The sequence below is a fragment of the Nocardioides sp. genome, from assembly GCF_035429765.1.
GTDB lineage: Bacteria > Actinomycetota > Actinomycetes > Propionibacteriales > Nocardioidaceae > Nocardioides.
In genome coordinates this window covers 1-14,023 of sequence record NZ_DAOMFK010000006.1, presented here as the reverse complement: position 1 = coordinate 14,023, position 14,023 = coordinate 1, and the positions used below count along the sequence as shown (strand labels likewise).

Annotated in this window: 14 protein-coding genes; 7 read left to right on the top strand and 7 right to left on the bottom strand. The window is 71.0% G+C overall.

Annotation, left to right across the window (positions count from 1 at the left end; genetic code table 11):
- Positions 1-282: 282 nt before the first annotated feature.
- Genes PLP61_RS01340 through PLP61_RS01325 form a run of 4 tightly spaced genes read left to right on the top strand, consistent with a single transcriptional unit; the run spans position 283 to position 3,517 of the window.
- On the top strand, positions 283-1,080 hold the full coding sequence (locus tag PLP61_RS01340; RefSeq protein WP_324499607.1) for an ABC transporter ATP-binding protein: 798 nt from the start codon (positions 283-285) through the stop codon (positions 1,078-1,080).
- Positions 1,081-1,120: 40 nt separating this feature from the next.
- Entirely contained in the window at positions 1,121-1,591 is a 471-nt protein-coding gene (locus tag PLP61_RS01335) for an NfeD family protein (RefSeq protein WP_324499606.1), read from the top strand.
- Between the two features lie 25 nt (positions 1,592-1,616).
- A complete protein-coding gene (locus PLP61_RS01330; protein ID WP_324499604.1) occupies positions 1,617-2,759 on the top strand; it encodes an SPFH domain-containing protein in 1,143 nt (380 codons plus the stop codon).
- The gene (locus PLP61_RS01325; RefSeq protein ID WP_324499602.1) at positions 2,756-3,517 is read left to right on the top strand and encodes a sulfite exporter TauE/SafE family protein; all 762 of its coding nucleotides are present in this window, start codon (positions 2,756-2,758) and stop codon (positions 3,515-3,517) included. Before PLP61_RS01330 ends, PLP61_RS01325 begins: the two co-directional genes overlap by 4 nt.
- A gap of 74 nt (positions 3,518-3,591) precedes the next feature.
- Here PLP61_RS01325 and PLP61_RS01320 read toward each other — a convergent pair whose 3' ends face one another.
- Genes PLP61_RS01320 through PLP61_RS01290 form a run of 7 tightly spaced genes read right to left on the bottom strand, consistent with a single transcriptional unit; the run spans position 3,592 to position 10,178 of the window.
- Positions 3,592-4,143 (bottom strand): RDD family protein, encoded by a 552-nt coding sequence (locus PLP61_RS01320; RefSeq protein ID WP_324499600.1) that lies wholly within the window; start codon positions 4,141-4,143, stop codon positions 3,592-3,594.
- Positions 4,136-5,182 carry an alpha/beta hydrolase gene (locus PLP61_RS01315; protein WP_324499598.1) on the bottom strand — a complete coding sequence of 349 codons (1,047 nt, stop codon included), beginning with the start codon at positions 5,180-5,182 and terminating at the stop codon, positions 4,136-4,138. The genes PLP61_RS01320 and PLP61_RS01315 overlap by 8 nt, the downstream gene beginning before the upstream one ends.
- 14 nt (positions 5,183-5,196) lie before the next feature.
- A complete protein-coding gene (locus PLP61_RS01310; protein WP_324499596.1) occupies positions 5,197-5,910 on the bottom strand; it encodes a gamma-glutamyl-gamma-aminobutyrate hydrolase family protein in 714 nt (237 codons plus the stop codon).
- A complete protein-coding gene (locus PLP61_RS01305) occupies positions 5,907-6,686 on the bottom strand; it encodes a 3-oxoacyl-ACP reductase (protein WP_324499595.1) in 780 nt (259 codons plus the stop codon). The genes PLP61_RS01310 and PLP61_RS01305 overlap by 4 nt, the downstream gene beginning before the upstream one ends.
- Positions 6,687-6,697: 11 nt before the next feature.
- The gene (locus PLP61_RS01300; RefSeq protein WP_324499593.1) at positions 6,698-8,056 is read right to left on the bottom strand and encodes an aldehyde dehydrogenase family protein; all 1,359 of its coding nucleotides are present in this window, start codon (positions 8,054-8,056) and stop codon (positions 6,698-6,700) included.
- Between the two features lie 3 nt (positions 8,057-8,059).
- Positions 8,060-9,421, bottom strand: coding sequence for a glutamine synthetase family protein (locus PLP61_RS01295; RefSeq protein ID WP_324499591.1), 1,362 nt, complete (start codon positions 9,419-9,421; stop codon positions 8,060-8,062).
- Between the two features lie 22 nt (positions 9,422-9,443).
- On the bottom strand, positions 9,444-10,178 hold the full coding sequence (locus PLP61_RS01290) for a FadR/GntR family transcriptional regulator (protein WP_324499589.1): 735 nt from the start codon (positions 10,176-10,178) through the stop codon (positions 9,444-9,446).
- A gap of 191 nt (positions 10,179-10,369) precedes the next feature.
- Here PLP61_RS01290 and PLP61_RS01285 point away from each other — a divergent pair, with 191 nt between their 5' ends.
- The 3 genes from PLP61_RS01285 to PLP61_RS01275 form a co-directional block, all read left to right on the top strand.
- Positions 10,370-11,920, top strand: coding sequence for an amino acid permease (locus PLP61_RS01285; protein WP_324499587.1), 1,551 nt, complete (start codon positions 10,370-10,372; stop codon positions 11,918-11,920).
- Between the two features lie 9 nt (positions 11,921-11,929).
- Positions 11,930-12,838 (top strand): phosphotransferase, encoded by a 909-nt coding sequence (locus PLP61_RS01280; protein ID WP_324499585.1) that lies wholly within the window; start codon positions 11,930-11,932, stop codon positions 12,836-12,838.
- Positions 12,831-14,023, top strand: a 1,193-nt coding sequence (locus tag PLP61_RS01275) for an NAD(P)/FAD-dependent oxidoreductase (protein WP_324499583.1), incomplete at its 3' end; no start/stop codon positions are given. The genes PLP61_RS01280 and PLP61_RS01275, both read left to right, overlap by 8 nt.

The window sequence follows — 14,023 nt, the reverse complement described above, 5'->3', positions numbered from 1 at the left end:
GGGACGCGCGCGGCGTACGTCGGCTCGGGCGTCCCCGGTCTGGACCACCGGGGCGGGTCTCCCGGTTCCCCAGCGGGGGGTCCCCGGCGCGACGAGAGTGGACCCATGCCACCGACCACCCGCTCCGGACTCCTCGTCATGCTGCTGGTGAGCATGATGTTCGCGCTGACCACGGTGTACTCGCCGGCCGGCTCCGCGCTGATGCGCTAGCTCCGCAGCAGGCCGCGCAGCCGCCGCCCGGCGCCGACCGCCGGGTCCTGGCCACTCGGTAGGGTGGCCGCCATGGCCGTGCTGGAGTTCGCCGACGTCACCGTCCGGCGAGGCGACTCGGTCCTGCTCGACTCGGTCTCGTGGACCGTCGAGGAGGACGAGCGCTGGGTCGTGCTCGGGCCCAACGGCGCCGGCAAGACCACGCTGCTGCAGGTCGCGGCCGCGCAGGTCCATCCCACCAGCGGTGTGGCCGGGATCCTCGACGAGGTCCTCGGCACGGTCGACGTCTTCGAGCTGCGGCCCCGGATCGGCGTGGCCAGCGCCGCCCTGGCCGACCGGGTCCCCCGGCACGAGCGGGTGCGCGACCTCGTCGTGTCCGCGTCGTACGGCGTGGTCGGGCGCTGGCGGGAGGAGTACCACGAGCTGGACCACTCGCGGGCAGAGGAGCTGCTGGTCGAGCTGGGCGTCGTCGTGCTCGCGGACCGTACCTTCGGCACCCTCAGCGAGGGCGAGCGCAAGCGGGTGCAGATCGCTCGGGCGCTGATGGCCGACCCGGAGCTGCTGCTGCTCGACGAGCCCGCGGCCGGCCTGGACCTCGGTGGCCGCGAGGACCTGGTGGCGACGCTGTCCCGGCTGGCCTTCGACCCGTTGGCACCCGCGACCGTCCTGGTCTCCCACCACGTCGAGGAGATCCCGCCGGGCTTCACCCACGGCCTGCTGCTGCGCGGCGGCCACGTGGTCGCCGGTGGCCCGCTCGAGGAGGTGCTGACCCAGGAGCATCTCTCCGCGACGTTCGGCATGCCGTTGGTGGTGACCGCCGCGGACGGTCGCTACGCCGCCCGCCGGGAGACTCGCCACCGCGCCGGGTGACCACCCGGACGACGCTCCGGCCACCGGATAGGGTCGTCGCATGGAGTTCCTCGACTGGCTACGCACCCACGTGTGGGCGGCGTGGCTCGGCGCGGCCATCGTCCTCGGGCTGGCCGAGATGGTCAGCCTGGACCTGGTGCTGATCATGCTCGCCGGCGGCGCGCTGGTCGGCATGGTGGCCGCGCTGCTGGGACTCCCCGTCGGGGTGCAGGTCGTGCTGGCCGCCGGAGCCTCGGTGGCGGCGCTCGCCCTGGTCCGCCCGTCGATGGTGCGCCGCCTGCACAGCGGCCCCGACCTGACCCTGGGCCACGACAAGCTCCTCGGCCACCAGGGGGTGGTCACCGAGACGGTCTCCGCGCTGCAGACCGGCCGGGTCCGCCTCGACGGCGAGATCTGGTCGGCCCAGCCCTACGACCACACCCTGACCCTCCAGCCCGGCCAGGTGGTCGAGGTGCTGGAGATCCGCGGCGCCACGGCGTACGTCCATCCCGTCCCCACGCTCGAAGCCTGACCCCACCTACTCGAGAGGAGCGTCCATGGAGATCGGCATCCTGGTCCTGGTCGTTCTGCTGTTCTTCTTCGTCATCGTCCTGCTCGCCAAGACCGTGCGGATCGTCCCGCAGGCCCGGGCCGGCATCGTCGAACGGTTCGGCAAGTTCAAGCAGACCCTCCCGGCCGGTCTCAACGTGGTCGTGCCCTTCGTGGACCGGGTGCGCTACCTGATCGACCTGCGTGAGCAGGTCGTCAGCTTCCCGCCCCAGCCGGTGATCACCGAGGACAACCTGGTCGTCTCGATCGACACCGTCATCTACTTCCAGGTCACCGACCCCGTCGCGGCGACGTACGAGATCGCCAACTACATCCAGGCGATCGAGCAGCTGACGATGACCACGCTGCGCAACATCGTCGGCGGCATGGACCTCGAGGAGACGTTGACCAGCCGCGACCAGATCAACTCCGGGCTTCGGGGGGTCCTCGACGAGGCCACCGGCAAGTGGGGGATCCGCGTCAACCGGGTGGAGCTGAAGGGCATCGACCCGCCGCTCACCATCAAGGACTCGATGGAGAAGCAGATGCGCGCCGACCGCGACAAGCGGGCCGCGATCCTCACCGCCGAGGGGCAGCGACAGTCGGCGATCCTCACCGCCGAGGGCGACAAGCAGGCCGCGATCCTCTCCGCCGAGGGCGCCCGCGAGTCGCAGATCCTGCGTGCGCAGGCCGACCGGGAGGCCGCGATCCTGCGGGCCCAGGGTGAGGGGCAGGCGATCCAGACGGTGTTCCAGGCCATCCACGACGGCCAGCCCGACCAGTCGCTGCTGGCCTACCAGTACCTCCAGATGCTGCCCCGCATCGCCGCCGGCGACGCCAACAAGGTGTGGATCGTGCCGTCGGAGATCGGCAAGGCGCTCGAGGGCCTGGGGTCGACGATGACCCAGCTGCAGGGCATCCCCCAGGACGCCACGCCACGGGTGCGGGTGGACATGGGCAGCACGGAGCGCATCGAGCTGCAGGGGTCGTCGGGGGTGGACCCGGAGCTGTCCAAGACCAACGCGGAGGTCGAGGCGGCGATCGCCGAGGCGCGCCACGCCGCCAACCCCAGTGAGCCGCTGGGTGGCGGCGCAGTCGGCGGCCTGCCGCCGGTCGACCCCGACGACCCGGGCGGCTCGCCCGCCCCGTGACCCCGCTCGAAGCCGTCGCGATCCTTCTCGCCGGTCTCGCCGCAGGCACGATCAACACGGTGGTCGGGTCCGGGACCTTGATCACCTTCCCGACGCTGCTCGCCGTGGGCATCCCGCCGGTGACCGCCAACGTCTCCAACACGCTCGGCCTGGTGCCCGGGTCGATCTCCGGGGCCTGGGGCTACCGGCGTGAGCTGCAGGGGCAGCGGGCCCGGATCCTGCGGCTCGGCACGGCCTCCCTCCTCGGTGGCCTGGTGGGTGCCGTCCTTCTGCTCGCCCTCCCGCCCTCGGCGTTCGAGGCGATCGTGCCGGCTCTCATCCTGCTGGGCATCCTGCTGGTGGTCTTCCAGACCAGGATCACCGCGTGGGTCAGCGCCCGCCACGAGCACCTGGGCGGGCTGCCCGAGATGGGGGCGTGGTGGGTGTGGCCGGCCGTGGCGCTGACCGGGGTGTACGGCGGCTACTTCGGAGCGGCCCAGGGTGTGCTGCTGATGGCGGTGATGGGCATCGGCGTCCCCGAGACACTCCAACGGCTCAACGGCCTGAAGAACGTGCTGGCCAGCCTGGTCAACGGGGTGGCGGGCCTGGTCTTCCTCACCGTCGCCGAGGTGGACTGGCTGGTGGTCGTCCTGATCGCGGTCGGGGCGGTGGCCGGCGGGCAGCTCGGCGCCACCGTCGGCCGCCGCCTGCCCGACCGGATGCTGCGCGCGGTGATCGTGGTCGTGGGCGCGGTGGCCCTCACCGTCTTCCTCCGCTGACCCGTCGCAGTTTTCCGGGTTGTCCACAGCTCCTGCGGAAAACAGCGACGGGTCGGCGGTAAAACTGCGACGGGTCAGCCGATCTTGAGGACGCGGGTCTCGCCGGCGAAGTGGTCGTGCCAGGCCTGCCGGTTCACCGTGTCGTTGTTGATGCCCACGGCGATCAGGATCACCGCGACCAGGCTGACGGCGCCGGCCAGCAGCGGGCCGAGGAACGGGATCACCATCAGCAGGTCGGCGGCGTAGAAGATGTTGCGCCGCAACGCCTGCTCCCTGGTCGGGTTCTCGCCGGTCGGGCCCACGGTCCGCAGCTTCATCACCATCTTGCCGACGGTCTGGCCGCGGCTGGACTCCATGTAGGTGAAGTAGCCGAGCGCGACCGCCGTGAAGACCACCGACAGCACGGCGTTGAAGAAGAAGATCTCCGCCGACGAGTCGTAGATCCCGCCCAGGAAGACCGGGGTGAGCACGAACGAGATCACGAAGTAGGCGATGCCGATCACGATGCCGTCGAGGAACCGCGCGACGAACCGGTCCAGGAGCTCACCGGGCCGGGGGCCCGAGGGCTGGGCCGGCGGTGGCGGCGGGGCGTTGTAGCCGTAGCCGGCGGGGGGCTGCTCACTCATGCTGCCTGCTCCTTCGTGGATCACTGGTGACACCCTCATCATCGCCGCTCGCGGTCCCGGCCGTGGCCGGACCCGCCGATCCGGACACCCAGGCGTCGTGCCAGCGGCCCAGCAGCTCGTAGACGCGCGCGCGGGGCTCGGGGCGGGAGAGCATCACGTCGTGCCGGGCACCGGGGACGGCGACCACCGTCACGTGCTGGCCCAGCGAGGTCGACCACCTGCGGATCTGCGCCACGTCGAGCACGATGTCGTGGGTGTGAACGGTCTCCTCCATCTCGGTCGGGCGGGCCGTGGCGCCGGAGGTGAGCACCAGGACCGGGCAGCCGACGTCGAGTCCGGCGTGCAGCTGCGCGTGCCCGCGGCGTACGGCGCGCAGCCAGCCGGCGTAGATCGGCCAGGACTCCAGCGGCTTCCAGGCCAGGTCGTAGTCCCACTCCCCGCCGTGCGCCCGGTGCAGGCTGCGCCCGTAGAGACCCAGCACGTTGCGCGGGATCTCCCGACGGGGCCGGTAGGAGCCGAGCTGCTTGACCACCCCCGAGCCCAGCCGCAGCCAGAACGGCCCGTGCAGGTCGACCCAGGGGGAGTTGAGCACCATGCCCGCGACCCGGGGTCGGCGCGAGTCGGCCCACAGCGCCGCGGTCAGCCCGCCGGTGGAGTGCGCACTGAGGACCACGTGGTCGTGCCCGTCTCGGTCGGTGACCCGCCTCCAGGCCTCGTCGAGCTCCTCGAAGTACTCCGCCATGTCCTCGACGTAGCCCGGGGTGTGGTGCTCGCGCAGCGAGCGGCCGTACTTGCGCAGGTCGAGGGCGTAGAAGTCGTAGCCGCGGGCGGCCCACCACTCGGCGAGCTCGGTGTGGAAGAAGTAGTCGCAGAAGCCGTGCAGGTGCAGCACCGCCCGCCGGGTCCGCGCCGCCGCGCCCAGCCGGACCAGGTTGGCCTCGACCGCCCCCTCCGCGTCGGGAGCGAGCACGATGGTCTCCACCGTGTACGGCGGGCCGAGGACGTCGGTCTCGACCGCCGGGCGTTCACTCGCGTGCATGCGCGCAGTCTGCCTCAGCGCCGGCCGGAACGGTCCCTCGCCGCCTCGACCAGGCCGCGCACCAGGGCCAGCTCGGTGCCGACCTCCGGGTGCCACTGCACCGCGACGCAGAACCGGTCCCCGGGCAGCTCCATGGCCTCGAGGGTGCCGTCGGCGGCGTGCGCGCTGGCCACGAAGCCGGGGTGCTCGCGCACCGACTGGTGGTGGTGGCAGTCCACGCTCACCCCCGCGCCGACCAGCAACCGCATCCGGGACCCGGCCACCGTGGCCACGGACACCTGGCCGAACTGGGGGCCGCCGGGGGAGTGCCGCTCGTCCCCGACCAGGTCGGGGGTGTGCTGGTCGAGGCTTCCCCCCGCCCGGACCGCCATCAGCTGCATGCCCCGGCAGACACCCAGCACCGGCAGGGACGCCTGCTCGGCGGCGTCCAGCAGCGCCAGCTCCCAGGCGTCACGGTCGGGTCGCCAGGCCGCGGTCCGGGGGTGCGGCTGCTGGCCGTAGCGGGCGGGCTCGACGTCCGCGCCGCCGCTGACCACCAACCCGTCGAGCCGACCGACCACCGCGGCCGCCACGCCGGGGTCGTCGCTGGCCGGCGGGAGCAGCACGGGCGCCCCTCCGGCGGCGACGACCGTGTCGGCGTACTCGCTGTGCAGGATGTCGGCGCGCTGGCTCCACACCCCCCACTCGGCGTCCTCGCGGTAGGTGGTCAGCCCGATCAGCGGGGTCACAGCGGGGTCACGTAGGCGCCCGAGATCCCACCGTCGACCAGGAACGTGCTGGCGGTGATGAAGCTGGACTCGTCGGAGGCCAGGAACAGCACGGCGTTGGCCATCTCCTCGGGCTCGCCGAACCGGCCCATCGGCACGTGCACCAGGCGCCGCGCGGCACGCTCGGCGTCCTTGGCGAACAGCTCCCGCAGCAACGGGGTGTTCACCGGGCCGGGGCACAGCGCGTTGACCCGCACCCCCTCACGGGCGAACTGGACGCCGAGCTCACGGCTCATCGACAGCACACCGCCCTTGGACGCCGAGTAGGAGATCTGCGAGGTAGCCGCTCCCATCACGGCCACGAAGGAGGCGGTGTTGATGATCGAGCCCGACCGCTGCTCGAGCATGTACGGGAGCGCCGCCTTGCAGCACAGGTAGACGCTGGTCAGGTTGACCTCCTGCACCAGGCGCCAGGCCTCCAGGTCGGTGTCGAGGATCGAGTCGTCCTGCGGCGGGGAGATGCCGGCGTTGTTGAAGGCCACGTCGACCGACCCGTAGGTGTCCTTGGCGGTCCGGAACAGGGCGTCGACCTGCTCCTTGGAGGTCACGTCGACGTGGCAGTACGTCGCCACGTCGGCGCCACCGAGCTCCGCGACGAGAGTCGCACCCCGGTCGTCGTCGATGTCGCCGATGACCACGCGGGCGTTCTCCTGGACGAAGCGGCGGACGGTGGCCAGACCGATCCCGGAGCAGCCGCCGGTGACCACGGCCACCTTTCCGGCAAGGCGTCCTGACATGAGGCTTCCTTTCAGCTGGTGGAGATGAAGACGTTCTTCTCCTCGGTGAACGCCATCGGGGCGTCCGGCCCGAGCTCACGGCCGAGGCCGGACTGCTTGTAGCCGCCGAACGGGGTCCAGTAGCGCACCGAGGAGTGGCTGTTGACCGACAGGTTGCCGGACTCGACGCCACGCGCCACCCGCAGCCCGCGGCCCAGGTCGTCGGTGAAGATCGACCCGGAGAGGCCGAACTCGGTGTCGTTGGCGAGCGCCACCGCCTCCTCCTCGTCGTCGAAGGCCATCACCGCGACGACCGGCCCGAAGACCTCCTCGCGCCAGACCCGCTCGTCGGTGGCCCGGGACTCCACCACGGTCGGTGGCAGCCACCAGCCCGGGCCCTGGGGGCAGCTGCCGGTGAAGGCCACCGAGGCGCCGTCGATGTAGGCCTGCACCGAGTCCCGCTGCCCGGCGGAGATGAGCGGACCCATCTCGCTGCTCTCGTCGGCCGGGTCCAGCACCCTCAGCCCGCGCACCGACTCGGCCAACCGGCCGACGAACTCGTCGTAGGCCGTGCGCTGGACCAGGATCCGGGACCGCGCGCAGCAGTCCTGCCCGGCGTTGTCGAAGACGCCGTACGGCGCGAGGTCGGCCGCCCGGGTGATGTCGGTGTCGGCGAAGACGATGTTCGCGCTCTTGCCACCCAGCTCCAGGGTCACCCGCTTCACCTGGTTCGCGCAGCCGGCCATGATCTGCTTGCCGACCTCGGTGGAGCCGGTGAAGCACACCTTGCGCACCAGCGGGTTGTCGACGAAGCGCTGGCCCACCACCGACCCCTTGCCCGGGATCACGGTGAGCACCCCCTCGGGAAGACCGGCCTCCAGGGCGAGCTCGCCGAGCCGGATCGCGGTGAGCGGGGTGAGCTCGGCCGGCTTCACCACCACGGTGTTGCCGGCGGCCAGCGCGGGGGCGAACCCCCAGCCCGCAATCGGCATCGGGAAGTTCCACGGGACGATCACCGACACCACGCCCAACGGCTCGTGGAAGGTCAGGTCGACGCCGCCGGGCACCGGGATCTGACGGCCGAAGAGCCGCTCGGGGGCGGCGGAGTAGTAGTTGAGGCAGTCCCTGACGTTGCCCGCCTCCCAGCGCGCGTTGCCGATGGTGTGGCCGGAGTTGGCGACCTCCAGCTGCGCCAGCTCCTCGATGTGGTCCTCCACGACCGCGGCGAAGGCGCGCAGCAGCCGGGCGCGGTCCCCCGGGGCCACCTCCCGCCAGGGGCCGAAGGCCTCCTGGGCGCGCGCGATGGCGGCGTCGGTCTCCTCGGCCGTCGAGGAGGGGACCTCCGCGATCGGCTGCTCGGTGACCGGGCTGACGACGGTGTGCGTGGGCACCTGTCACATCCTCTCGAAGCTGCGGAAGCGTTCCCAGTCGGTGACCGCCGCGTCGAAGGCCGCGAGCTCGACGTCGGCCATGTTCGTGTAGTGGTCGACGACCTCGTCCCCGAAGGCGGCCCGGGCGACGGCGGAGCCGGCGAACGCGTCCCGCGCCTCGTGGAGGGTGTGCGGCACGCGCGGCTTCCCGGACTCGTAGGCGTTGCCCACGAGCTCCTCCTCCAGGGGGAGCTCGTTCTCGATGCCGTGCAGGCCCCCGGCGAGCATGGCCGCCAGCGCGAGGTGCGGGTTCACGTCGCCGCCGGGAACCCGGTTCTCCATGCGCGCGCTCTTGCCCTTGCCGACCAGGCGGACCGCGCAGGTGCGGTTGTCCAGGCCCCAGGCGATCGCGGTCGGGGCGAAGGAGCCTGCGGCGAACCGCTTGTAGGAGTTGATGTTGGGGGCGTAGAGCATCGTGAACTCGCGCATGGTGGCGAGGATCCCGGCGACGAAGTGGTCGTAGAGCGCCGAGCGCGAGTCGCCGTCCCAGAAGACCACGTCGCCGTCACGGCCGCGCAGCGACAGGTGGATGTGGCAGGAGTTGCCCTCACGCTCGTTGTACTTGGGCATGAACGTGAGCGACTTGCCGTGCTGGGCGGCGATCTCCTTCGCGGCGGTCTTGTAGACCGAGTGGTTGTCCGCGGTGACCAGCGCGTCGGCGTACAGGAACCCGATCTCGTGCTGGCCGAAGTTGCACTCGCCCTTGGCGCCCTCCACGTCCATGCCGGCGGCGTACAGGTGGTTGCGCAGGTCCCTCAGCAGCGGCTCGATCCGGGTGGTGCCCAGGATCGAGTAGTCGACGTTGTACTGGTTGACGGGCTCCAGCCCCTGGTAGCCCATCCGGTGCGCGTCCTCGAAGCTGGTGTGGAAGACCATGAACTCCAGCTCGGTCCCGGCCAGTGCGACCAGGCCGCGCTCGGCGACCCTCGCCAGTTGGTGCTTGAGCACGGTGCGGGGGGACTGCAGCACGGGGGAGTGGTCGAGCCAGACCAGGTCGCACTGCACCATGGCGGAGCCGGGCAGGTGGGGCAGCAGCCGCAGGGTGTCCCAGTCGGGGACGAACTCCATGTCGCCGTAGCCCCTCTCCCAGGAGGAGATGGCGTAGCCTCCGACGGTGTTCATGTCGATGTCGACCGCGAGCAGGTAGTTGCACCCCTCGGTCCCCGACTGCATGGCGACGTCGAGGAAGTAGCGTGCGTGCAGCCGTTTCCCCTGCAGCCGCCCCTGCATGTCGGTGAAGGCGAGCACGACCGTGTCGACGTCGCCGGCCTCGATCAGGCCGCGGAGTCCGTCGAGGGTGAGGTAGCGGTCGTTGGGTGCGCTCATCGGTGCTCTCTTCCTTGGTCGGTCATCCCACCAGCCCGCGCAGCAGCGCGGCGGTGTCGTCGCAGTGCTCCTCCATCACCGTGCGGGCCCGCTCCGGCCTGCTGTCGGCGATGGCCCGCCACAGCGCCCGGTGCTGCCGGTCGGAGTGGCTGATGTTGGTGCCCAGCACCGGGATCGAGTTCAGCATCTGGTGCAGGCTGGCCTGCACCGAGGTGACCGCCTCGATGGCCCGCCGGGAGCCGCTGAGCGTCGCGACGGTCAGGTGGAAGCGCGAGTCGGCCTGCCGGTGCGCCGCCCGCGTCACGGCCCCGGCCACGGCGTCGTGGGCCGCGGCGAGCTGCGCGAGCTGCTCGGCGGTCAGGTCCGCGCAGGCGGCGAGGTACGCCGCGCCCGGCTCGACGATGCGGCGGAAGTCCAAGGCGTCGAGCCACTCCGCGCGCTGCTCGGGGGAGGTGCGGGCGGCCTTGCGGGCCGAGGGGGTCCTCGGCTTGAGCGTGACCACCGTGCCACCGCCCCGGCCGCGGCGGGTCTCCACCAACCCCGCCTCGCGCAGCGCCGCCATCGCCTCGCGCAGCGTGGCCCGGGAGACTCCCAGCCGCTCGGCCAGGTCGCGCTCGGGGGGCAGGGTGGTGCCCAGGGGGTAGACCCCCAGCCGGATCGCGGTGGCCAGCTGCTCCACGCACGCCTCGAAGGCGTGGCGGCCGCGCACCGGCCGCAGCAGCGCCGCGGTGAGGTGCTGCTGCGGGTCGGCCGTCACGCGGGCCAGTCTTGGATGCCAGGCCGAGAGTGTCAATGGTCTGAGTTCAAACCATTTTGCGTGTCGGCCCTTTACGGGCCGTGATCCCCAGGTCTAGCCTTCCGGGCATTCGTTCGCTACCGCTCCCGAGAGGTGCACTGATGCCCGAAGGTCACGAACACATCGAGGAACATCTGTCTGAAGACGAGAAGATGCTGGCCAAACTCGGGTACAAGCAGGAGCTGAACCGGTCGTGGTCCGGCTTCTCCAACTTCGCGATCTCCTTCTCGATCATCTCGATTCTTGCCGGATGCTTCACCAACTTCGGCGCCGGGTTCAACAATGGCGGTCCGATCTCCATCTCCTGGTCCTGGCCGATCCTCGGCCTGTTCATCCTGCTCATCGGCTTCACGATGAGCGAGCTGGTCTCGGCGTACCCCACCTCCGGAGGCATCTACTGGTGGGCGGCCAAGCTGGGCGGCCCGGCGGCCGGGTTCTTCACCGGCTGGCTGAACCTGATCGGCCTGATCGCGGTGACCGCCGGTGTGTCCTACGGCTGCGCCACCTTCATCGACCTCACGATCAGCACCTACTCCGACTCCTACGCCGGCAACTACTCGCTGGGCCGGGTGTTCCTGATCTTCGTGATCGTGCTGGCCCTGGTGTCGCTGCTCAACATCTTCAGCGGGCACCTGATGGCGATCATGAACAACGTGTCCGTGTGGTGGCACGTCGTCGGCGCGTCGGTGATCGTGCTGATCCTGCTGTTCATCCCCGACCAGCACCAGTCGTTCAGCTACGTGTTCACCGAGCGCTTCAACAACTCCGGGTACGCCGACGGCAGCACCACCAGCGTCGCCTTCTGGTTCGCGATCGTGCCCTTCGGGTTCCTGCTGACGCAGTACACCATCACCGGCTTCGACGCCTCGGCGCACCTGTCGGAGGAGACCGCGCAGGCCTCCAACGCGGCAGCGAGGGGGATCTGGCAGTCCATCCTGTACTCGGTGCTCGGCGGCTACATCCTGCTGCTGTGCGTCGTCTTCGCGATCCCCGACAACGCCCAGGGCCAGCCGGACAACGCCCTGGCGGGGCTGGGGGTCCAGCCGATCTTCCTGTCGGCGCTGGGGCAGAACTGGGCGACCTTCGTGCTGTTCATCTCCGCCTCCGCCCAGTTCTTCTGCGCCACCTCGTGCATGACCTCCGCCTCCCGGATGACCTTCGCGTTCAGCCGGGACGGGGCGATCCCCGGCTCGAGCACCCTCCAGAAGCTCACCCGGGCGAAGGTGCCGGCGAACGCGGTGATCATGGTCGGGGTGGTCAGCGCCCTGCTGAGCCTGCCCGCGCTCATCGAGGTCGACGTGAACGGCACCCCGGTGCCGCTGGCCTTCTACGCGGTGACCTCGATCGCGGTGATCGGCCTCTACCTGGCCTTCGCCATCCCGATCTGGCTGCGCTGGCGGCACGGGAGCCGGTTCGAGCTGGGTTCGTGGAACAACGGGTCGAAGTACAAGTGGATGAACCCCATCGCGGTGGCCGAGATCCTCATCGTGTCGCTCTACCTGATGATGCCCACGACCCCGGCGGCGAACCCCTTCAACGACGCTTTCGAGTGGAAGTTCGTCAACTACGCGCCGATCGTCACTCTGGGCGCGCTGCTGCTGCTGACCATCTGGTGGAACGTGTCGGCGAAGAACTGGTTCACCGGCCCCAAGCACACCATCGACGACGCCGTCCTGCAGGCGTTCGACGAGCGGCTCGACTAGCGGCCGGTGGTGTCCGACCCCGACCTCGAGGCTGTCCTCGACCAGATTCCGGCCCTCGCCGGGCGGAGTCTGGTCGAGGACCTGCCGGGGGGCCTGACCAACCGCAACCTCAAGGTCACCACCCCGCAGGGCGTGTACGTCGTGCGGGCGTCGCACAGCGACGCGTCGCTGCTGGGTATCGACCGCGACGCCGAGCACCTGAACACGCGGGCGGCCGCGGAGGCGGGCGTGGGGGCGGCTGTGGTCGACTACCGGCCGGATCTCGGTGTGCTGGTGATCGGCTTCCTTCCCGGTCAGGCCCTGAGTGACGAGCGGTTCACCGACCCTGCGGTGCTGAACCGGGCCGCCGACGCCTGCCGCCGGCTGCACACCGGTCCGGGCTTCACCGGCGTGTTCGACATGTTCCAGCGGCAGGCCGGCTACCTGGCCACCGTCCGGGAGCGCGGGTTCGCGCTGCCGGCGGGCTACGAGGACTACGCGGCGGCGTTCCGCTCCGTGCGCGCCGCGCTCGCGGCCCGGCCCGCGGATCTGGTGCCCTGCAACAACGACCTGCTGGCCGGCAACTTCATCGACGACGGCGAGCAGGTCTGGCTGATCGACTACGAGTACTCCGGCATGAACGACCCCTGCTTCGAGCTGGGGAACACCGCCACCGAGTGCGAGTTCACCCCGGAGATGACCGAGGCGTGGACGGAGGCGTACTTCGGCAGGCTGCGCCGCCGCGACCTGGCGCGGGTGCGGCTCGGCTCGCTGTGCAGCGAGTACGGCTGGTCGTTGTGGGGGTTCATCCAGGCCGCGTCGAGCCCGATCGACTACGACTTCCACGCGTGGGGGATGCACCGATTCGAGAAGGCCGCCCGCACGTTCACCGGGGCCGGCTTCTCCCGGCTCCTCGACGAGGTGGCGGCCGATGACTGAGACCGCGGGCACCCTCCCGACCCGGGCCCGGGTGGTCGTCGTGGGCGGCGGGGTGATCGGCACCTCGACCGCCTACCACCTGACCCGCGCCGGCTGGACCGACGTGGTCCTTCTGGAGCAGGGCCACCTCTCCGGCGGCACGACGTGGCACGCGGCCGGCCTGGTGGGGCCGTTGCGGGCCACCGAGGGCGGCACCCGCCTGGTGCAGTACTCCGCGGAGCTCTATGACCAGCTGGAGGCCGAGACCGGGCTGGCCACCGGCTACCGGCAGGTGGGTGGCGTGATCGTGGCCCGCACCGAGGAGCGGATGGTCGCGCTGCGCCGGACCGCGGCGAACGCAGCGGCGTACGACATGGAGTGCCGGATGCTGACCCCGGAGGAGGCGGGGGAGAAGTGGCCGGTGATGCGCACCGACGACCTGCTGGGCGCGATCTGGCTGCCCGGCGACGGCAAGGTCAACCCCACCGACCTCACCCAGTCCCTGGCCAAGGGGGCCAGGCAGCGCGGGGCTCGGGTGCTCGAGGGTGTCCGGGTCACCGGGTTCACCACCGCCGAGAACGGCAGGGAGCGCCGCGTGACCGGGGTGCGCACCGACCACGGCGACATCGAGGCCGAGGTGGTGGTCAACTGCGCCGGCCAGTGGGCGAAGGCGCTGGGCGACCTGGTCGGCGTGACGGTGCCGCTGCACTCGGCGGAGCACTTCTACGTGGTCACCGACCAGCTGGCCGGGCTGCACCCCGACCTGCCGATCATGCGCGACCCGGACGGCTACACCTACTTCAAGGAGGAGGTCGGCGGGCTGGTGATCGGCGGGTTCGAGCCCGAGGCCAAGCCGTGGGTGGCGCCAGACCGGATCCCGTACCCGTTCGAGTTCCAGCTCCTGGAGGAGGACTGGGAGCACTTCTCCGTGCTGATGGACGAGGCCCTGCTGCGGATCCCGGCCCTGGAGGAGACCGGGATCCGCAAGTTCTACAACGGCCCGGAGAGCTTCACCCCCGACAACCAGTTCCTGCTGGGGGAGGCGCCCGAGCTGCGAGGCTTCTTCGTCGGCGCCGGCTTCAACTCGGTCGGCATCGCCTCGGCCGGCGGCGCGGGCCGGGCGCCGGCCGCGGGGATCGTGGAGGGGGCGCCGACGACCGACCCGACCGGTGTGGACATCCGCCGCTTCGCCCCGGTCAACGGCAA